This is a genomic window from Roseomonas sp. OT10 (assembly GCF_020991085.1).
Taxonomy (GTDB): domain Bacteria; phylum Pseudomonadota; class Alphaproteobacteria; order Acetobacterales; family Acetobacteraceae; genus Roseomonas; species Roseomonas cutis.
In genome coordinates this window covers 4,792,223-4,809,615 of the sequence record NZ_CP087719.1, presented here as the reverse complement: position 1 = coordinate 4,809,615, position 17,393 = coordinate 4,792,223, and the positions used below count along the sequence as shown (strand labels likewise).

Annotated in this window: 20 protein-coding genes; 6 read left to right on the top strand and 14 right to left on the bottom strand. The window is 71.8% G+C overall.

What is annotated here, in order from left to right; all coding sequences use genetic code 11:
- Positions 1 to 2 precede the first annotated feature (2 nt).
- The 5 genes from ccoG to ccoN are packed head-to-tail and all read right to left on the bottom strand — an operon-like array spanning position 3 to position 4,840.
- On the bottom strand, positions 3 to 1,508 hold the full coding sequence (ccoG, locus tag LPC08_RS21890; protein WP_230450346.1) for a cytochrome c oxidase accessory protein CcoG: 1,506 nt from the start codon (positions 1,506 to 1,508) through the stop codon (positions 3 to 5).
- 11 nt (positions 1,509 to 1,519) lie between these two features.
- Positions 1,520 to 2,389 carry a cytochrome-c oxidase, cbb3-type subunit III gene (ccoP, locus tag LPC08_RS21885; RefSeq protein ID WP_230450345.1) on the bottom strand — a complete coding sequence of 290 codons (870 nt, stop codon included), beginning with the start codon at positions 2,387 to 2,389 and terminating at the stop codon, positions 1,520 to 1,522.
- A gap of 1 nt (position 2,390) precedes the next feature.
- A complete protein-coding gene (locus LPC08_RS21880; protein WP_230450344.1) occupies positions 2,391 to 2,600 on the bottom strand; it encodes a cbb3-type cytochrome c oxidase subunit 3 in 210 nt (69 codons plus the stop codon).
- A 10-nt stretch (positions 2,601 to 2,610) separates the two neighbouring features.
- Positions 2,611 to 3,342: a cytochrome-c oxidase, cbb3-type subunit II gene (gene ccoO / locus LPC08_RS21875; protein ID WP_230450343.1), complete on the bottom strand. Its 732-nt coding sequence runs from the start codon at positions 3,340 to 3,342 to the stop codon at positions 2,611 to 2,613.
- Positions 3,343 to 3,358: 16 nt separating this feature from the next.
- Positions 3,359 to 4,840 carry a cytochrome-c oxidase, cbb3-type subunit I gene (gene ccoN / locus LPC08_RS21870; RefSeq protein ID WP_230450342.1) on the bottom strand — a complete coding sequence of 494 codons (1,482 nt, stop codon included), beginning with the start codon at positions 4,838 to 4,840 and terminating at the stop codon, positions 3,359 to 3,361.
- 257 nt (positions 4,841 to 5,097) lie between these two features.
- Between ccoN and LPC08_RS21865 the strand changes: the two genes are divergently transcribed.
- Complete coding sequence (locus LPC08_RS21865) at positions 5,098 to 5,916, top strand: DUF2189 domain-containing protein (RefSeq protein ID WP_230450341.1); 819 nt, start codon at positions 5,098 to 5,100, stop codon at positions 5,914 to 5,916.
- Here the strand turns inward: LPC08_RS21865 and LPC08_RS21860 are convergent.
- The 9 genes from LPC08_RS21860 to LPC08_RS21820 all read right to left on the bottom strand — a co-directional run bounded on the left by LPC08_RS21860 (position 5,900) and on the right by LPC08_RS21820 (position 14,999).
- Positions 5,900 to 6,628: a sulfite exporter TauE/SafE family protein gene (locus LPC08_RS21860; RefSeq protein ID WP_230450340.1), complete on the bottom strand. Its 729-nt coding sequence runs from the start codon at positions 6,626 to 6,628 to the stop codon at positions 5,900 to 5,902. The two genes, LPC08_RS21865 and LPC08_RS21860, sit on opposite strands and share 17 nt — an antisense overlap.
- A gap of 154 nt (positions 6,629 to 6,782) precedes the next feature.
- Positions 6,783 to 7,463 (bottom strand): 3'-5' exonuclease, encoded by a 681-nt coding sequence (locus LPC08_RS21855; RefSeq protein WP_230450339.1) that lies wholly within the window; start codon positions 7,461 to 7,463, stop codon positions 6,783 to 6,785.
- 11 nt (positions 7,464 to 7,474) lie between these two features.
- The gene (locus LPC08_RS21850; protein WP_230450338.1) at positions 7,475 to 9,304 is read right to left on the bottom strand and encodes a DUF294 nucleotidyltransferase-like domain-containing protein; all 1,830 of its coding nucleotides are present in this window, start codon (positions 9,302 to 9,304) and stop codon (positions 7,475 to 7,477) included.
- Positions 9,305 to 9,346: 42 nt separating this feature from the next.
- Positions 9,347 to 11,044 (bottom strand): cation acetate symporter, encoded by a 1,698-nt coding sequence (locus LPC08_RS21845; protein ID WP_230450337.1) that lies wholly within the window; start codon positions 11,042 to 11,044, stop codon positions 9,347 to 9,349.
- Entirely contained in the window at positions 11,041 to 11,370 is a 330-nt protein-coding gene (locus LPC08_RS21840) for a DUF485 domain-containing protein (protein ID WP_230450336.1), read from the bottom strand. Before LPC08_RS21840 ends, LPC08_RS21845 begins: the two co-directional genes overlap by 4 nt.
- A gap of 33 nt (positions 11,371 to 11,403) precedes the next feature.
- Entirely contained in the window at positions 11,404 to 13,341 is a 1,938-nt protein-coding gene (gene acs, locus LPC08_RS21835) for an acetate--CoA ligase (protein WP_230449800.1), read from the bottom strand.
- Between the two features lie 360 nt (positions 13,342 to 13,701).
- Positions 13,702 to 14,454 carry a flagellar type III secretion system pore protein FliP gene (gene fliP / locus LPC08_RS21830; RefSeq protein ID WP_370643263.1) on the bottom strand — a complete coding sequence of 251 codons (753 nt, stop codon included), beginning with the start codon at positions 14,452 to 14,454 and terminating at the stop codon, positions 13,702 to 13,704.
- Positions 14,442 to 14,690 carry a flagellar biosynthetic protein FliO gene (locus LPC08_RS21825; RefSeq protein ID WP_230450335.1) on the bottom strand — a complete coding sequence of 83 codons (249 nt, stop codon included), beginning with the start codon at positions 14,688 to 14,690 and terminating at the stop codon, positions 14,442 to 14,444. The genes fliP and LPC08_RS21825 overlap by 13 nt, the downstream gene beginning before the upstream one ends.
- A gap of 63 nt (positions 14,691 to 14,753) precedes the next feature.
- On the bottom strand, positions 14,754 to 14,999 hold the full coding sequence (locus LPC08_RS21820) for a hypothetical protein (RefSeq protein WP_230450334.1): 246 nt from the start codon (positions 14,997 to 14,999) through the stop codon (positions 14,754 to 14,756).
- A gap of 105 nt (positions 15,000 to 15,104) precedes the next feature.
- Here LPC08_RS21820 and LPC08_RS21815 point away from each other — a divergent pair, with 105 nt between their 5' ends.
- From LPC08_RS21815 to LPC08_RS21795, 5 genes are read left to right on the top strand one after another with little or no spacing between them, the layout of a single operon-like run.
- A complete protein-coding gene (locus tag LPC08_RS21815) occupies positions 15,105 to 15,539 on the top strand; it encodes a flagellar basal body rod protein FlgB (protein WP_230450333.1) in 435 nt (144 codons plus the stop codon).
- A 48-nt stretch (positions 15,540 to 15,587) separates the two neighbouring features.
- Positions 15,588 to 15,995 (top strand): flagellar basal body rod protein FlgC, encoded by a 408-nt coding sequence (gene flgC, locus LPC08_RS21810; protein WP_230450332.1) that lies wholly within the window; start codon positions 15,588 to 15,590, stop codon positions 15,993 to 15,995.
- A complete protein-coding gene (gene fliE, locus LPC08_RS21805) occupies positions 15,995 to 16,291 on the top strand; it encodes a flagellar hook-basal body complex protein FliE (protein ID WP_230450331.1) in 297 nt (98 codons plus the stop codon). Before flgC ends, fliE begins: the two co-directional genes overlap by 1 nt.
- Before the next feature lie 40 nt (positions 16,292 to 16,331).
- Positions 16,332 to 16,607: a flagellar biosynthetic protein FliQ gene (locus LPC08_RS21800; RefSeq protein ID WP_230450330.1), complete on the top strand. Its 276-nt coding sequence runs from the start codon at positions 16,332 to 16,334 to the stop codon at positions 16,605 to 16,607.
- Positions 16,608 to 16,615: 8 nt separating this feature from the next.
- The gene (locus tag LPC08_RS21795; protein ID WP_230450329.1) at positions 16,616 to 17,392 is read left to right on the top strand and encodes a flagellar biosynthetic protein FliR; all 777 of its coding nucleotides are present in this window, start codon (positions 16,616 to 16,618) and stop codon (positions 17,390 to 17,392) included.
- The last annotated feature ends 1 nt before the right edge of the window (position 17,393 follow it).

Genomic DNA, 17,393 nt, shown 5'->3' with positions numbered 1-17,393 from the left:
GCTCACGGCTTGGGTCCCAGGAAGACGCTGGACTCGCGCGCGGCGACGCGCCCGTCCGGCTTGAGCAGGCTGAAGGTGACGGCGACGGATTCCGGCGCCGGCCCGGGCCCGCGGGTGACGAAGACGCGGAGCTGGCTCAGCGTGTCCGGGCGGCTCTCGATCACCGGGCGGCCCTGGCCGTCCGTCTCCGCATCGGGGGCGGAGAGCAGGTGGCCCGGCGGCGCGTCCATCACCACGGACAGGGTGGCGGCCTCGCGGGTCTTGTTGGCGACGCGCAGCGTATAGGCGTTCCGAACCCCGCCCTCCGAGAGGCGGACGTAGAGCGGCGCGCGCTCGCGCAACACGGTCAGCGTCGTCTCCGCCCGCATCAGGAAGGCGCCGAGCATGACGGCGCCGACGACGGCCAGCGCCCCGGCATAGACCAGGGTGCGCGGGCGCAGGAAGCGCGGCGCCTTGCGCGCGGCCATCCCGGCGGCGAGGCGCTGCGGCCCCGGCGGCAGGGGGGCGGCGACGCGGCTGCTGGCCTCCAGGTTCGTCAGCGTCTCGAAGGCGATCAGGCCGCCCTCGCGGTGCAGCTTCGCCATCACCTCGTTGCAGGCGTCGATGCACAACCCGCAGCCGATGCACTCCATCTGCTGCCCCTCGCGGATGTCGATGCCCGTTGGGCAGACATGCACGCAGCCGAGGCAGTCCACGCAGTCGCCCACGCCCTGGGCCTTGGCCTTGCCGCGCGGCTCGCCGCGCCAGTCGCGGTAGGTGACGACGAGGGAGTTCTCGTCGAGCATCGCGGACTGGAAGCGCGGCCAGGGGCACATGTAGGTGCAGACCTGCTCCCGCGCCCAGCCGGCCAGCAGGTAGGTGGTGGCGGTGAAGAGGGCGATGAAGAAATACGCCTCGAAGGAGGCGCGGCCGGTGAAGAAGTCCCGCACGATCGTCGGCGCGTCGGCGAAGTACATGATCCAGGCGCCGCCGGTGGCGAGCGCGATGAACAGCCAGGCGGCGTGCTTGGCGGTCTTGCGCAGCCAGACCTCGCGCGTCCAGGCGCCGCGGTCCATCCGCATCCGCGCGTTGCGGTCGCCCTCGATCCAGCGCTCGACCAGCATGAACAGGTCCGTCCAGACCGTCTGCGGGCAGGTGAAGCCGCACCAGAGGCGCCCGAACAGGGAGGAGACGGCGAAGAGGCCGAAGGCCGCGAAGATCATCAGCAGGGTGACGAGGTAGATGTCCTGCGGCCAGATCTCCAGGCCGAACAGGAAGATGCGCGCGTGCTGGATGTCCACCAGCACCGCCTGGTCCGGCACGCCGGGGCCGCGGTTCCAGCGCAGCCAGGGCACGAGGTAGTAGAGGCCCAGGCAGAGGGCCAGCACCACCCACTTCACCTGCCGGATCGTCCCGCGCACCGCGCGCGGGTAGACCTTGCGGTGGCTGGCGTAGAGGGACGGCGGCGCCGCCTCGGGGGTTGCCCGAGGGGATTCCGCCGGGCGGTGCAGGGTCCGGGCCTCGCTCATCACACTGCGGCCTACTCGCCGCCTCCCAGGGAATGGACGTAGATCGTCAGCATGTTGACCACCGCCGGGTCGAGGCGGCGCTGCCAGGAGGGCATCACCCCGCCGCGCGAGTAGGAGACGCTGCGCAGGATGGAAGCCTTGTCGCCGCCGTAGAGCCAGACCTGGTCGTTCAGCCGCGGGGCGCCGAACTGGCGGTTCCCCTCGCCGCGCTCGCCATGGCAGGAGGCGCAGTTCTCGGCGAAGACCGCCGCCCCGCGCGTGGCCGCCGCCTGGTCCGTGGCGCGGCCGGTGAAGGCCAGCACCGCCTCGGCGACGTCGTTCACCTGCGCCGCCGTCAGCACCCCGTCGGCCAGGAAGCGCGGCATCATGGACACCCGCTGCTCCTCGCTCTCGTTGGAGCGGACGCCGTGGGTGACGGTCTGGCGGATGTCGTCCAGCGTGCCGCCCCACAGCCAGTCGTCGTCGGCCAGCGAGGGGAAGCCGCCCGGCGCGCCCTGCCCGCCCGCGCCGTGGCAGGCGGCGCAGTTGTTGGCGAAGGCGATGCGCCCGCCGGCCATCGCGAAGTCGCGCAGCTCCGGATCGGCCGCGATCTCCTGCGGCGTGGCGGCGCGCAGCCGGGCCATCATCGGCGCGCGCTCCGCCTGGGCCGCGGCCATCTGCGGCACCACCTCCTCGCGGGCGATGCTGCCGGTCAGGCCGGTCATGCCCCAGAAGGGCAGGGCGGGGTAGAGCACCACCCAGACCAGGGAGAAGGCGATGGTGGCGTAGAAGGTCCACAGCCACCAGCGCGGCAGGGGCGTGTTCAGCTCCCGGATGCCGTCCCACTCGTGGCCGGTGGTGGTGCGGCCGGTGACCTCGTCCCGGACGATCTTGTCTGCCATCTCAGCGCTCCTGGCGCCCGTTCCCGGGGCGCCCGTTCCCGGGGCGCGCGTCCCCGGGCGGTTCGTCCTGCAGGGGAATCCTGCCCATCTGCTCGTAGTCCCGCTTCTTCGAGGGTCGCATCACGCGCAGGACGACCCACACGAACAGCACGAAGAACAGCACCACCCACAGCGACCGCATCGCCGGGTAGATCGCGATCAGCGTGTCCATCGCCGCCGCCCTACTGCTGGCGCATCTGCTGCGGGGCCACGTCGCGGAAGTCGACGAGGGTCCCCAGCATCTGCAGGTAGGCGACGACCGCGTCCATCTCCGTGACCTCGCGGGCATCGCCGTCGAAGACGCCCTGCCGGGACTTGGCGTAGCGCGAGAGCAGCCCCGCCCCGTCCAGCGCCGGGTTCGCCTGCGCCCGCAGGTCGGCCTGGGCGTTGGCGATCATCGCGTCCGTATAGGGCACGCCCACGGCGCGCAGCGTGCGCATGCGGTCGGCCACGTCCTCCGTCCGCAGCGGGCGGTCGAGGAAGGCGTAGGGCGGCATCACGCTCTCCGGCACCAGGGCGCGGGGCGAGCGCAGGTGCGCCGCGTGCCAGTCGTCCGAGTAGCGCCCGCCGACGCGCGCCAAGTCCGGCCCGGTGCGCTTGGAGCCCCACTGGAAGGGATGGTCGTACATGCTCTCCGCGGCCAGGCTGTAGTGGCCGTAGCGCTCCAGCTCGTCGCGGAAGGGGCGGATCATCTGCGAGTGGCAGAGGTAGCAGCCCTCGCGCACGTAGATCTCGCGCCCCATCAGCTCCAGCGGCGAGTAGGGGCGCACGCCCTCCACCCGCTCGATGGTGGTCTCCACGGCGAAGAGCGGCACGATCTGCACCAGCCCGCCGATGGAGATCGTGATCAGCGTCAGCACGCCGAGCAGGATCAGGTTGCGCTCGATCTTGCCGTGGTCGAACCAGCGGAACATCGCGGTGTCCTCCCGCTCACTCGGCCGCGGCAGGGATCGGGGCGGGCAGGAACTCCGCCTCCGTCTCCTGCGCGCCGCGGATGGTCATGAAGACGTTGAAGGCCATCATCAGCCCGCCGGCGAGGTAGAGCACGCCGCCCAGCGCGCGGATGGCGTAGTAGGGGTGCATCGCCGCGACCGTCTCGATGAAGCTGTACTGGAGGAAGCCCATCTCGTCGAAGGCGCGCCACATCAGCCCCTGCATGATGCCCGAGACCCACATGGCGGAGATGTAGAAGACGATCCCCAGCGTCGCGATCCAGAAGTGCCAGGAGATCAGCTTCTCCGACCACATGCCGGCGCGGCGCCACAGCACGGGGATGAGGTAGTACATCGCGCCGAAGGTGATGAAGCCGACCCAGCCCATGGCGCCGGAATGGACGTGGCCGATGGTCCAGTCGGTGTAGTGGGAGAGGCTGTTGACCGAGCGGATGGACATCACCGGCCCCTCGAAGGTGCTCATGCCGTAGAAGGCGACGGCGGCGACGGAGAAGCGCAGCGCGGGGTTGGTGCGCAGCTTGTCCCAGGCGCCCGAGAGGGTCATCAGCCCGTTGATCATGCCGCCCCAGGAGGGCATCCACAGCATCACGCTGAAGACCATGCCCAGCGTCTGCGCCCAGTCCGGCAGGGCGGTGTAGTGCAGGTGGTGCGGCCCGGCCCAGATGTAGAGGAAGATCAGGGTCCAGAAGTGGATGATCGACAGGCGGTAGGAATAGACCGGCCGGTCGGCCTGCTTCGGGATGAAGTAGTACATCATCCCCAGGAAGCCCGCGGTCAGGAAGAAGCCCACGGCGTTGTGGCCGTACCACCACTGGATCATCGCATCCTGCACGCCGGAGGCCGCGGTGTAGGAGCGCGCGGAGCCCAGGCTGACGGGGATGGCGATGTTGTTGCCGATGTGCAGCACGGCGATGGTGATGATGAAGGCCAGGTAGAACCAGTTGGCCACGTAGATGTGCGGCTCCTGCCGGCGCAGGATCGTGCCGCCATAGGCCAGCAGGTAGACCACCCAGACGAAGGTCAGGTACCAGTCCACGTACCACTCGGGCTCGGCGTATTCCTTGCCCTGGGTGACGCCCAGCACGTAGCCGAGCGCCGCCATGACGATGAAGAACTGGTAGGACCAGAACAGGAACCAGCCCATCTCCTCGCCGCCCCACAGCCGCGCGCGGCAGGTGCGCTGCACGACGAACAGGCTGGTGCCCAGCAGCGCGTTGCCGCCGAAGGCGAAGATGACGGCGCTGGTGTGGACCGGGCGCAGCCGCCCGAAGGTCGTCCATTCCAGGTCGAGGTTGAGCAGCGGCCAGGCGAGCTGGCTCGCGATCAGCACCCCCATGAGGAAGCCGACCACGCCCCAGAAGACGGTGGCGATGGCGAAGGCCCGGATGGGCGCCTCGACATAGGGTTCCGCGAGTCTCGCGGGTGGTCCCGCGGCGATGGCTGTGGTGGCCTGGTCCATATCCGTTCGTCGTCCCTGCACGGCGCGCCCCCCGGCCCGGGGGGATGCTCCCATTGGCCGAACTAGGCCGCCCGGCCTCACGCGTCCTTGATTCGGATCAAGGACGGCGCGGGCCGGAGCAGGCAGCAGGACCGGCGGGGATCGGACAGGGGAGGCAAGGCTTGGACCGAACGACCATACCCAGGGGGTCGGCGGGGGAGGTCCCCGGGGATCTCCCCGACCGGGAGGGGGTTCCGGCGTGGTCCGGCGAGCTGGGCGTGCTGCCGACGCCCTTCGGCTTCGCGGTGCGCCGGGTGCCGCCGGACCGGCCCTGGGCCTGGCTGGCCGCGGGCTGGGACGACCTGCGGGCGGCGCCCCTGGCCGGCTTCCTCAACGGCGCCGCCGTGGTGGCGGCGGGCTGGGTGCTGGTGTCGGGGCTGCTCTCCCTGGGCATGGCCTGGGCGGTGCCGCCGGCCATCGCGGGCTTCCTGCTGATCGGGCCGCTCTGCGCCGCCGGGCTCTACGAGGTCAGCCGCCGCCGCGCCGCCGGGCTGCCGCTGCGGCCGGGGGACTGGCTGGACGGCTTCGCCCGCAACGGCTCGCAGATCGCGCTGGTCGGGCTGGCGCTGCTCCTGCTCCACATCGTCTGGGTGCAGGTCGCGGCGCTGCTCTTCATGGCGATATTCGGCCTGGGCTTCGCGCCGCCGATCGAGCACCTGCCCATGGCCCTGCTGCGCTCGCCCCGGCTGCTCCCCTTCCTGATCCTGGGCACCGGCGCGGGGGCGGTGCTGGCGGCCATCGCCTTCGCCCTCTCCGCCGTCTCCATCCCGCTGCTGGTGGATCGCGACGCCGGTGCCGTCACCGCCATGACCGCCAGCGTGCAGGCGGTGCGCGCCAATCCCGGCCCGATGCTGTTCTGGGCGGGGCTGATCGTCGTCTTCACCGCCATGGCGCTGGTGCCCTTCTTCCTGGGCCTGGCGCTGGTGGTGCCGCTGGTCGCGCATGCGAGCTGGCACGCCTATCGCGACCTGATCCTGTGGGACGCCGCGCCGGAGGGTGCCCCGGCGAAGGCGCCCGCGCTCAGCCGGCCAGCCTGAGCGCCATCGCCGCCAGCACCACCGCGTTGGCGGCGAAGAGCAGCCCGCCCAGGGCGCGCAGCCGCGGCCCCGCCCGGCGCGCCAGGAAGCCGCCCAGCAGCCCCACGCCCACCAGCGCCGGCAGGGTCCCCAGCACGAAGGCCAGCATGGCGAGCGCCCCGCCCAGCACGCTGCCGGCCGCCGCCGCCCCGGCCAGGGCGCCGTAGAGCAGGCCGCAGGGCAGGGCGGAGAGGCAGAGGCCCAGCGCGAAGCTGCGCCAGCCGCCCGCCGGCGCCCCGAAGGGTTGCAGCCGGGCCAGCAGCCCGGACGGCAGGCGCAGCGCCGGCGGGTGCGGCAGCAGCGCGGCGAGGCGCGTGGAGGCCTGGGCGGCCATGGCCAGGGCGGCGGCCAGCAGCATCGCCACCAGCACCCAGCGCAGCCCGGAGGCGAGGCTGACCAGCCCGGCCAGCCCGCCGACCACCCCGCCCAGCAGCGTGTACCCCGCCACCCGCCCGGCGTGGTAGGACAGCAGGGCCGCCCCGGCGAGGCGCTGCAGCCGCCCGCCTGCCAGGCGGTCCGGCCGCGCCGCCACCTGGGCCATCACGAAGGGGCCGCACATGCCGGCGCAATGGGTCAGCCCGCCCGCCAGCCCGGCCAGGAACAGCGCTGCGGCCAGGGTCGCGAGCCCCCCGACCCCCAGCGCATCCAGGCCATGCAGGCAATCGGCGAGCATGGCGCGGAAGGTGCCACGGCGCCGCGCCCCGCACCCCTGCGCAAAGCGGGCCCAAGGCATGCATCCACCCCCCGCCCGGCTCCTGCGCCCTTCGGGCGGGTTCGTCCGCCTCGGTCGCCGCCAGCCATGGTCCGGCGGCCGGGGCGATGCAGGATCAGGCCCCCGTCGGCGGCGCCGAGTCGATCGCGGCGCGCTTCCGGTGAGGACGGACGCGGCGCTGCGCCATATCCACAAGCTGAAGATAGGCCTCGGCCGCCGCGACCGCGTCGCCCAGTGCATCGTGCTGCCGCCGCAGCGGGATGCCGAGCTCCTCGAGCAGCGCCGGGAAGCGAAGGTCGACGACGGTGCCGGGAGGGGCATGGCCGTACTTGAACCGGTAGTACAGGGCCGAGATCTCGATGCGTCGGTTGGGGAGCTTCGCCTGGATCATCGGCAGGACGTGGCGATCGAGCATGGCCACGTCGAAATCCAGGTAGTACCCGACCAGGGGCCGGCTGCCGATGAAGCGCAGCAGCCGCGGCAGAACCTGGCGGATGGGCTCGCCGCCCTCGAGATCGCGGGCGCGCAAGCCATGGATGCGGATGGAGGCGGGGGACAGCGCGGCCTCGGGCTGGATCGTCGCCTGGAAGCGTTCGCTGAGCAGGATGCGGTTCCCGACCAGGCGCACGGCCGCGATGCTGACGATGTCGTCCCGCTGCCTGTCCAGCCCCGTGGTCTCGCAGTCCAGGGAGACGGCCTCTCCCTTCGGCTCGGGGCCGAAGAGGAAGCGGTAGCTGTGGTCGCCCAGAGATACGCGGTAGAACGCGCGCCGCAGCGCCGGGAGGATGGGCCCCATCGCCGCCCCCGTCAGAAGGCCTGAAGCTGGTAGCGGTCCTGCACCAGGCCACGAAGCTCGCGGGCGAGGCGCAGGGCGTCGCGGAGGATGTCGCGGTCCACGGCAGAGAGCCGATCCAGCCGGACCACCGACCCCCCGCCCTCCTTGGGATCGTTGCGCCGCCGGGCTTCCAATTGCGCGCGCAGGCGGAACTCCATCAGCACCCGCAGCGCCGCCAGCAGCTCGCGCCCGAACTCCCCGCTCAGGCCGCCGGATTCCACCACCGCCTTCAGCCGTCCGGCGGTCGAGCTGGCGGGGATGCCGCGCTCCAACGCCATCACGCGCAAGCCATGGACGATGGGGAAGAGTCCGGCGCGCTTGATGTCGATGCTGTCCGGCCCGCCGATGCCCACCGAGGCCATGAGGGAGCCGAGCAGCCCCGCCCCCGGCGCGGCGAAGGTCTCGATCAGATGCGCGAACCGGGCGAGCAGCACCGGCTCGCCGCGCATCAGCCCAGCCAGGTGGCCGCGGGCCTCCTGCAGCAGCGCGGCCGGGCCCGCCACGGCCTCGGCATCCGCGAAGATGGCGAGATGCATCGCCGCCTCCGGCTCGCCGCCCCGGACCCAGCCCTCGATCTGGCGCAGGAACTCGTGCAGCGGGCGCGACCAGATCGGGTTGCGCACCATCACCTCGCCCGGGCATGGCGGGAAGCCCAGCCGGTCGAGCGCGCCGGTGAAGTCCGCACGATAGGCCGCCAGCTCCGCCTCCGGCACGGGCCCCGCCAGCAGCAGGCCGTTGTCCTGGTCCGTGCGAAGGGTCTGCTCCCCGCGCGCCTCCGAGCCCATCAGGAAGAGGCAGCCCATGGTACGGATGCCGGCGGGCGCCACCATGTCGTGCACGCGCGCAAGCAGGCGGCGATTGAGGTCGGAGGTGACCTCGGCGATCGCCTCCACCCGCAGCCCCTGCCGGTGCAGCCGCTCCACCTGCGCCTGGATGTCGGCCGCCACTCCGGCCAGGTCGTCCAGGCCGCGGGCGCTGTCGATCCGGCTGGGCAGGAGCTGGGCGTTGCCGGCGAAGAGGCCGAGCAGGTCGATATCCTCGAGGAAGCCCGTGAACTCCCCCGATCTGCGCACCGCAAGACGCCGCTTGCCGTGCTTGTACATCAGCAGGAGCGCGTCCGAGACGAAATCCTCCGCCTCCACGGCCAGCAGGTCGAAGTGGGCGATCTCCCGGATCGGCGTGCCGAGCGGCAGGCGGCGCAGGATGAGCGCCTTGGCCAGGTTCATCCCCGTCACGACCCCGACGCGCTCCCCGTCGCGGACGAAGAGGGCGTTCGTATCCGCCTCGCCCATGAGCGTGCCGGCGGCTTCGATGCTGGCCTCCGCGCCGATGAAGACGGCGCGGCCGCGGCGGGCCTCGTCGACCCGGGCATGCAGGACCGAGTCGACGCCGTGCACGCCGCCCTGCATGGCGAGAGCGTCGAGCTTGCGCGAGATCTCCGCGTAGAAGAAGGCCGCGAAGCCGGCATTGGCGCTGATCAGGGCGCGGACCAGAGCACCAGGGAGAAGGTGGCAGAGCGTCTCCTCGCCCGCCACGAAATCCTCCCCGGCCGCGCCATGCACCAGGGCGCGCGCATCGAAGCTGTCGTGCGGGCCGAGCATCGCCTGCAGCTCGCCCGCGGCATCGCGGACCTCGACGCGGCCCTTCAGGACGACATGCAGGTGGTCGGAGGTCTGGCCCCGCGTGACGATGCGCTCGCCGGGGCGGAAGTAGGCGATGTCGAGGGCATCGCGCAGCCGCTCGACCTCGGCATGGGTCAGGCGGTCGAAAGGCGGGTTGCCGGAATGGAAGCCTTCGGACATGGGGCGGCGGCGGCCGGGCCGCGGGGACCCGGCCGCCTCCCTTCAGTGGACGTGGGCGGAGGCGGCGCCGATCCCCGTCTCCGAGCGCACGTACTGCGCGTCGAAGCTCGCGATCTCGCGCCGCGCCCGCTGGCTGGCGTCCATCTTCGAGAAGAGCCAGATCCCCCCGAAGGCGATCGGCATGGAGAAGATCGCGGGGTTGTCGTAGGGGAACAGCTCGTGCGGGAAGCCGAAGGTCGTGACCCAGACGGCCTTGCTCAGCACCACCATCACCACCGCCGAGACCAGCCCCAGCAGCCCGCCGGCGAGCGCCCCCAGCGTGGTGGTGCCCTTCCAGAAGACGGACATCAGCAGCACGGGGAAGTTGCAGCTCGCCGCCACGGCGAAGGCGAGGCCGACCATGAAGGCGACGTTCTGGTTCTCGAAGACATAGCCCAGGTAGATGGCGACGATGCCGATCACCACGGCGCTGATCTTGGAGATCTTCACCTCCTTGGTCTCGGAGGCGCGGCCGCGGGCGATGACCTCGGCATAGAGGTCGTGGCTGACCGCCGAGGCGCCGGCGAGGGTGAGGCCGGCCACCACCGCCAGGATGGTGGCGAAGGCGACGGCGGAGATGAAGCCCAGGAAGAGCGAGCCGCCCACCGCGTCGGCCAGGTGGATGGCCGCCATGTTGGTGCCGCCCAGCAGGCCGCCGACCTTGTTGTACGCGCCCCCCGCGATCGCCCCGTAGTAGTGCGGGTTCTCCATCAGGAAGGTGATGGCGCCGAAGCCGATGACGAAGGTGAGGATGTAGAAGTAGGCGATCAGCCCGGTCGCGTAGAAGACGGACTTGCGCGCCGCCTTGGCGTCGGAGACGGTGAAGAAGCGCATCAGGATGTGCGGCAGGCCGGCCGTGCCGAACATCAGCGCGAGGCCGAGCGAGATGGCCGAGACCGGGTCGCTGACCATGGCGCCCGGCCCCATGATGGCATCGCCGCGCGGATGCACGCGTACCGCGTCGGCGAACATCGACTCCGGGTTGAAGCCGTAGCGCAGCAGCACCATGACCGCCATGAAGCTGGCGCCGGCCAGCAGCAGGCAGGCCTTGATGATCTGCACCCAGGTCGTCGCCTTCATGCCGCCGAAGGCGACGTAGACGATCATCAGCGCGCCCACGATCACCACGGCGTAGAGGTAGTCCAGCCCGAAGAGGAGCTGGATCAGCTTCCCCGCGCCGACCATCTGCGCGATCAGGTAGAAGGCCACCACCACCAGCGTCCCCACCGCGGAGAGGATGCGGATCGCCGTCTGGTCCAGCCGGAAGGAGGCGACGTCGGAGAAGGTGAACTTGCCCAGGTTGCGCAGCCGCTCCGCGATCAGGAACAGCACGATCGGCCAGCCGACGAGGAAGCCGATCGAGTAGAGCAGCCCGTCGAAGCCGCTGGCGAAGACCAGGCCGGAGATGCCGAGGAAGGAGGCGGCGGACATGTAGTCGCCGGCGATGGCCAGCCCGTTCTGGAAGCCGGTGATGCCGCCGCCGGCGGCGTAGAAATCGGCGGCCGAGCGGGTCTGCGCCGCGGCGCGGTAGGTGATGCCGAGCGTCATGAGCACGAAGATCAGGAACATGACGATCGCCGCCACGTTCAGGCCCTGCTTCTCCACCGGGCCGGAGACGGCATCGGCAGCCCAGGCGCTGGCCACGGCGCCGCCGAGCAGCAGCGCCAGGGCGGCGAAGGCGAGGGGACGGACATGCCTCATCGCGCCAGCTCCCGCGTCAGGTTGCGGGTCAGCTCGTCGAAGCGCGTGTTGGCGCGCTGGACGTAGATCCCCGTCAGCACGAAGGCGGAGGCGATCACCACCAGCCCGAGCAGGATGCCGAGCGAGGTGACGCCGCCGCCGACCTTCATCGCCAGCAGGCTCTTGTCGAAGGCCACCAGCAGGATGAAGCCCAGGTAGATCGCGAGCATGATGGCCGAGAGCAGCCAGGAGAAGCCCGAGCGCTCGCGCACCAGGGCCTGGAAGCTGGGGCTCTGCATCACCCTCTGCGCCTCCTGGTCGGCCGACCTGTCCGTTTGGACGTCCATGGTTCTTTCCCCCTTACGCAAAGGCCGGCCGGGTCACGTTGTGACCCGTGTTTCGATGAGGTCCTGGACGACGGTGGGGTCGGCGAGGGTGGAGGTATCGCCCAGGCCGTCGACCTCGTTGGCGGCGATCTTGCGCAGGATGCGGCGCATGATCTTGCCCGAGCGGGTCTTGGGCAGGCCCGGCGCCCAGTGGATGGCGTCGGGCGCGGCGAAGGGCCCGATCTCCTTGCGCACCCAGGCGACGAGCTCCTTGCGCAGCGCCTCGGTGGGCTCCTCCTGGGCGATCAGCGTGACATAGGCGTAGATGCCCTGGCCCTTGATGTCGTGCGGCATGCCGACCACCGCGGCCTCCGCCACCTTGGCGTGGGCGACCAGCGCGCTCTCGATCTCGGCCGTGCCCATGCGGTGGCCGGAGACGTTGATCACGTCGTCCACCCGGCCGGTGATCCAGTAGTAGCCGTCCGCGTCGCGCCGCGCGCCGTCGCCGGTGAAGTAGGTGCCGGGGAAGGTGGAGAAGTAGGTCTGCACGAAGCGCTCGTGGTCGCGGAAGACCGTGCGCATCTGCCCGGGCCAGCTGTCGGTGATGACGAGGTTGCCCTCGGTCGCGCCCTCCAGCCGCTTGCCCTCGCCGTCCACCAGCGCCGGCTGCACGCCGGGCAGCGGCAGGGTGGCGGAGCCGGGCTTCTGCGCCACCGCCCCGGGCAGCGGCGAGATCAGGATGCCGCCCGTCTCCGTCTGCCACCAGGTGTCGACGACGGGGCAGCGCTCGTCGCCCACGACGCGGTAGTACCACAGCCAGGCTTCCGGGTTGATCGGCTCGCCCACGCTGCCCAGGATGCGCAGCGACTTGCGCGAGGCCTTCTTCACCGGCGCCTCGCCGTCGCGCATCAGGGCGCGGATGGCGGTCGGCGCGGTGTAGAAGATGTTCACCTGGTGCTTGTCGATCACCTGCCAGAAGCGGCCGTTGTCCGGCCAGGACGGCACCCCCTCGAAGACCAGGCTGGTCGCGCCGTTGGCGAGCGGGCCGTAGACGATGTAGGTGTGCCCCGTCACCCAGCCCACGTCGGCGGTGCACCAGTAGACCTCGCCGGGGCGGTAGTCGAAGACCGTCTCGTGCGTGAAGCTGGCCCAGACCATGTAGCCGCCGGTGGTGTGCAGCACGCCCTTCGGCTTGCCGGTGGAGCCGGAGGTGTAGAGGATGAACAGCGGGTCCTCCGCGTTCATCCGCTCCGGCTCGCAGACCGGCTCGGCCGCCGCGCAGAGCGCCTCCCAGGAATGGTCGCGCCCCTCCTGCATCGCGACCTCGCCGCCGGTGTTGGCGGCGACGATCACGTGGCGGATGGTCGGGCAGGTCTTCAGCGCCTCGTCCGCATTGGCCTTCAGCGGCACCTTGCGGCCGCCGCGCCGTCCCTCGTCGGCGGTCAGCAGCAGCACGCTCTCGCAATCCTGGATGCGGCTCGCCAGGCTCTCGGCCGAGAAGCCGCCGAAGACGACGGAATGGATCGCCCCGATCCGGGCGCAGGCGAGCATCGCCACCGCCGCCTCGACGATCATGGGCAGGTAGATCGTCACCCGGTCGCCCTTGCCGACGCCCAGGCCCCGCATGGCATTGGCCAGGCGGCAGACCTTCTCGTGCAGCTGGCGGTAGGTGACCCTGGCATCGCTCTTCGGGTCGTCGCCCTCCCAGATCAGCGCGACCTGCTCGCCGCGGCTCTCCAGGTGCCGGTCGAGGCAGGAGACGGAGGCGTTCAGCTCCCCGTCCTCGAACCACTTGATCGACACGTCGCCGGTGAAGCTGGTGTTCTTGATCCGGGTCGGCTCGCGCATCCAGGCAACGCGGCCCATCTCCTCCCGCCAGAACCCCTCCGGGTCCTCCCCCGCACGGCGCACCATCGCCTCGCGGACCTGCTCGTTCACGCGTGTCGTCCCAGCAATCTCGGGCTTGACGGCAATCAGCAGATCGTCAGCCATCCTCTCCCCCCTGAAGTCTTGCTTCAGTGTGAAGATTGTCATGGCTGGAGGAGGTTCGCGACGTAAACAGTGCGGAATGATGTTACTGGCCGGCATTTGGACGGTGAAGACAGTAAAGATCAGGACCGGGATAGTCCGGGTTGGTGCATCCTGCGGGGCGTGCACGGCCCCGCATGGGCAGCGACCGGGCGGGAAGGACCCGGCAGGGTCGGACGGGGATGATCCATGCTCGGGGCGAGGACCCGGGAAGCGTGGTCCGCTACGCCACCATGCGCTCCCGCCGGATGGGGTGAGGGGGCAGCGCACCGGCCTGATGCGGCCGGCGCCACGGCGTCGGTGCCGGACATCCCGGCACGCGCCTCAGCTCGCGAAGCCCTGCACCAAGCTGCCCGAGACGAGGCGCCAGCCATCCACGATGACGAAGAAGATCAGCTTGAAGGGCAGGGACACCACGCTGGGCGGCAACATCATCATGCCCAGCGACATCAGCAGCGAGGCCACCACCAGGTCGATCACCAGGAAAGGCAGGAAGAGCAGGAAGCCGATCTCGAAGGCCCGCTTCAGCTCGCTGACCAGGAAGGCGGGCACCAGGGCGCGCCAGGGCGCGGCCTCCGGCTCCCCGGCCGGCAGTTTGGCCAGGTCGAGGAACAGCGCCAGGTCGCTGTCGCGCACGTTCGCCGCCATGAAGCCGCGGAAGGGTTCGGCGGAGCGCGACAACCCTTCCAGCTCGGCGACGCGCCCCTCGATCATCGGCTGCAGGCCGTTGTCCCACGACGCCTCGAAGACAGGCTGCATCACGAAGAAGGTCAGGAACAGGGCAAGGCCGATCAGCACGGGGTTGGGGGGCACGCCGGGCGCGCCGATCGCGCTGCGCAGCAGCGACAGCACGATGACGATGCGCGCGAAGGCCGTGGCCATCACCAGAAGCGAAGGAGCGAGCGAGAGCAGCCCGATCAACGCCGTCAGCTGCACCAGCCGCGCGGTGGCGCCGGGTTGCCCCGCCTGGCCGAGATCGAGCGACAGCGCCTGAGCCAGCGCCGCGGACGGCAACAGCAGCGCGGCCGCCAGCAGCAGCCCGGCGCCCAGCCAGCCGCCCCGCCTCACGGCAGCCACCCGACCACGGCATCATGCGCGCCGCCGGTCAGCAGCACCACCTCGCGCTGGTCCACCCGCACGAGGAGCAGGCGGCGGCGCGAATCCAGCGGCGCCACCTCCTGCACCGCCATGCGGCGCGTGGCGGCGGGCGGCGCCAGGCCGCTCCACCGCGCGCCGCGCGCCAGCAGCCAGAGGATGGCCAGCACGCCGGCGAGGCCAAGCGTGGCGAGCAGCCAGGGGGAAAGGGTATCCATGCGGTCGCGGCCTCCTGCCGGCGATGGGACCGGGCGTCTTGCCCGGGAAGCGGGACGGGTGGGTCAGGCGGGGGCCATGCGGGCCTCCAGCCCCTGCACCTGGCCGAGCAGCGTCGAGAGCTCGATGCAAAGGGCGCGGCCTTCCGCGGCGGGCAGGACGGCGACGGCGCTGCACAGCGCGGCCACCTCCCGCTCCAGCCCGCGGAGGTCGACGATCCGCCCGGCCTCCAGCAGGGCGGCGGCGACGGTCAGCGTGCCCTGCAGGCCCTGGATGGCGCGGCGGACCGCTTCGTGGTGCGGGGTGGGCATGGGCGCATGCTGCCGCAGGGCCGGTTACCGCGAGGTTTCCGCTGCGGCGGCGCAGCTGGCGGCGCCGTCAACGCGTCGTTCACCGGATGCGCGCAGGATGCGGGCATGGACGCGACACGGACGGCGGCGACACGGTTGAACGCGATGCGGGCGGGTGCCGGCGATCCGATGGCGCTGGCCGAGCAGCGGCTGCGCTGGATCGACCGGCGGCAGGAGGTGCTGGCGCAGAACGTCGCCCATGCCGACACGCCGGGCTATCGCCCGCGCGACGTGACGCCTTTCGCGACGCTGCTCGCGCAGGGGGCGGGCCCGTCGCTGTCGGTGACGGATACGCGGCACCTGCTGCCCGCCTCCGGCACGGGAGCGATGCGGGCCAGGGCCGAGCGCCGCGTGGCGGAGGTCGCGCCGGACGGCAACGCCGTCGCGCTGGACGAGCAGGCGCTGAAGATCGCCGACAACGAGACCGCGCACCAGCTCGCGAGCGGCCTGCACCGCCGCTACGTCGCCATGTTCCGCACCGCGCTCGGCCGCAACGGCTGATGCGTGGCATCCGGCCAAAGGCCACAACGCCCGACGGGGGAGACCGCCATGGATCTTGACCGTGCCCTTCGCATCTCGGCCTCCGGCATGGCCGCGCAATCGACGCGGCTGCGCGTGGTGGCGGAGAACCTCGCCAACCGCGACAGCACCGGGGAGACGCCGGGCGCCGATCCGTACCGGCGCAAGACCGTCAGCTTCGGCGAAAGGCTCGATCGCGCCAGCGGCACGCCGGAGGTGCGCGTGCGCCGCGTCGGCACCGATCCCGCCGCCTTCCCGGAACGCTACGAGCCCGCGCACCCCGCGGCCGATGCGCGCGGCTACGTCCGCACCCCCAACGTCGACAGCTTCGTGGAGATGATGGACATGCGCGAGGCCCAGCGCTCCTACGGCGCCAACCTGAGCGTGCTGGAAACCACGCGCGGCATGCTCGCCCGCACCATCGAGGCGCTGCGCTGATGCCGCTGCCGGTCGGGAACGCCAGCGCGGCGCTGGCCGCCTATCGCGCCACCGGGCAGTCCGCCACCGCCGGCGGCGGCGCGGAGTTCGGCTCGGTGCTGCAACGCGCCGTCGAGGGCGCGGTGGAGGCGGGGCACCGGGCGGACGCCACCTCCACCCAGGCGCTTTCGGGCCAGGGCAGCGTGACGGATGTGGTGCTGGCCGTCTCGCGCGCCGAGCTCGCCTTGCAGACCGCCGTCGCCGTGCGCGACCGCGTGGTCGCCGCCTATCAGGACGTGATGCGGATGCCGATCTGACAGCGGCCTTCCGCGCGCCTCGCCAGCAGGGAGAGGGGTGATGGAGAGTGACGTGCTGGGCGGCGCCCTGCGCGAATCCATGTGGCTGGCGGTGCAGCTCGCCGGGCCGCTGCTCGGCGCGATGCTGGTCGTGGGGCTGGCCGTCTCGCTGCTGCAGGCGCTGACCCAGGTGCAGGAGGCCTCGCTGGCCTTCCTGCCCAAGGTCGCGGTCTGCGGCGGCGCGCTGCTGTTGCTGTCGCCCTTCATGGCCGGTGCGCTGCGGGCCTATGCCAGCGGGCTGTTCGACCGGATGGTGGCGCTGGGCGGCGCCCCGTGAGCGGGGCCATGAGCGAGGCGGAGTTCCTCGCCGCCCTGCCGCAGCTCGCCTTCCACGCCGTCCTGCTGCTGGCGCGGCTGGGCGCGGCGGTGATGCTGCTGCCCGGCCTGGGCGAGGCGGAGGTCCCCGCGACGCTGCGCCTCTCCCTGGGCCTGGCGCTGGTGCCGCTCCTGCTGCCGGGCCTGTCGGCGGAGCTGCCGGCAGCGCCGGATGCGGTGCCGGCCATGGCGCGGCTGCTGGCGCTGGAGGTGCTGACGGGCATCTGGATCGGCGGGCTGGCACGGATCGTGGCGCTGGCGCTTTCCGTGGGGTTGCAGGCGGCGGCCAGCCTGATCGGCCTGGCCTCGGTGCTGGCGCCGGATTCCCAGATGGGCGCGCAGAGCGCGGCGCTGGGCCGGCTGGGCAGCCTGGCCGCGACGGTGCTGGTGCTGGGCAGCGGCCTCTACGCCCTGCCGCTGCAGGCGCTGGCGGAGAGCTACGCGGTGCTGCCGGCGGGCGCGCCATGGCCGGCGGGCCCGGCGGCGGAGGCGATGGTCGCCGCCGGTTCGGCGCTGCTGGAGATCGCCCTGCGCCTCGCCGCGCCCTTCGTGCTGGGTGCCCTGCTGGTGAACCTGGCGATGGGGCTGCTGTCGCGGGTGGCGCCGCAGGTGCAGATGCATGTGATCGGCGCACCGGGGCAGATCCTGGCCGGGCTGGCGCTGCTCGGCCTAATGGCGCCGCCGCTGCTGGCGGCGTTCCTGGAGGCGTTGCGCGCCGCCTGGACCGGGCTGCCGGGGCTGGGCTGAG

Excerpts from the sequence above, each read along its gene's own strand:
- LPC08_RS21825 (WP_230450335.1), bottom strand. The coding sequence starts at position 14,690 with ATGGATACCCTTTCCCCCTGGCTGCTCGCCACGCTTGGCCTCGCCGGC.
- LPC08_RS21820 (WP_230450334.1), bottom strand. The coding sequence starts at position 14,999 with ATGCCCACCCCGCACCACGAAGCGGTCCGCCGCGCCATCCAGGGCCTG.
- LPC08_RS21845 (WP_230450337.1), bottom strand. The coding sequence starts at position 11,044 with ATGAGGCATGTCCGTCCCCTCGCCTTCGCCGCCCTGGCGCTGCTGCTC.
- ccoP (WP_230450345.1), bottom strand. The coding sequence starts at position 2,389 with ATGGCAGACAAGATCGTCCGGGACGAGGTCACCGGCCGCACCACCACC.
- LPC08_RS21840 (WP_230450336.1), bottom strand. The coding sequence starts at position 11,370 with ATGGACGTCCAAACGGACAGGTCGGCCGACCAGGAGGCGCAGAGGGTG.
- LPC08_RS21850 (WP_230450338.1), bottom strand. The coding sequence starts at position 9,304 with ATGTCCGAAGGCTTCCATTCCGGCAACCCGCCTTTCGACCGCCTGACC.
- LPC08_RS21795 (WP_230450329.1), top strand. The coding sequence starts at position 16,616 with ATGAGCGAGGCGGAGTTCCTCGCCGCCCTGCCGCAGCTCGCCTTCCAC.
- ccoO (WP_230450343.1), bottom strand. The coding sequence starts at position 3,342 with ATGTTCCGCTGGTTCGACCACGGCAAGATCGAGCGCAACCTGATCCTG.
- acs (WP_230449800.1), bottom strand. The coding sequence starts at position 13,341 with ATGGCTGACGATCTGCTGATTGCCGTCAAGCCCGAGATTGCTGGGACG.
- ccoG (WP_230450346.1), bottom strand. The coding sequence starts at position 1,508 with ATGAGCGAGGCCCGGACCCTGCACCGCCCGGCGGAATCCCCTCGGGCA.
- fliE (WP_230450331.1), top strand. The coding sequence starts at position 15,995 with ATGCCGCTGCCGGTCGGGAACGCCAGCGCGGCGCTGGCCGCCTATCGC.
- ccoN (WP_230450342.1), bottom strand. The coding sequence starts at position 4,840 with ATGGACCAGGCCACCACAGCCATCGCCGCGGGACCACCCGCGAGACTC.
- LPC08_RS21855 (WP_230450339.1), bottom strand. The coding sequence starts at position 7,463 with ATGGGGCCCATCCTCCCGGCGCTGCGGCGCGCGTTCTACCGCGTATCT.
- flgC (WP_230450332.1), top strand. The coding sequence starts at position 15,588 with ATGGATCTTGACCGTGCCCTTCGCATCTCGGCCTCCGGCATGGCCGCG.
- LPC08_RS21860 (WP_230450340.1), bottom strand. The coding sequence starts at position 6,628 with ATGCTCGCCGATTGCCTGCATGGCCTGGATGCGCTGGGGGTCGGGGGG.
- LPC08_RS21800 (WP_230450330.1), top strand. The coding sequence starts at position 16,332 with ATGGAGAGTGACGTGCTGGGCGGCGCCCTGCGCGAATCCATGTGGCTG.
- LPC08_RS21815 (WP_230450333.1), top strand. The coding sequence starts at position 15,105 with ATGGACGCGACACGGACGGCGGCGACACGGTTGAACGCGATGCGGGCG.
- LPC08_RS21880 (WP_230450344.1), bottom strand. The coding sequence starts at position 2,600 with ATGGACACGCTGATCGCGATCTACCCGGCGATGCGGTCGCTGTGGGTG.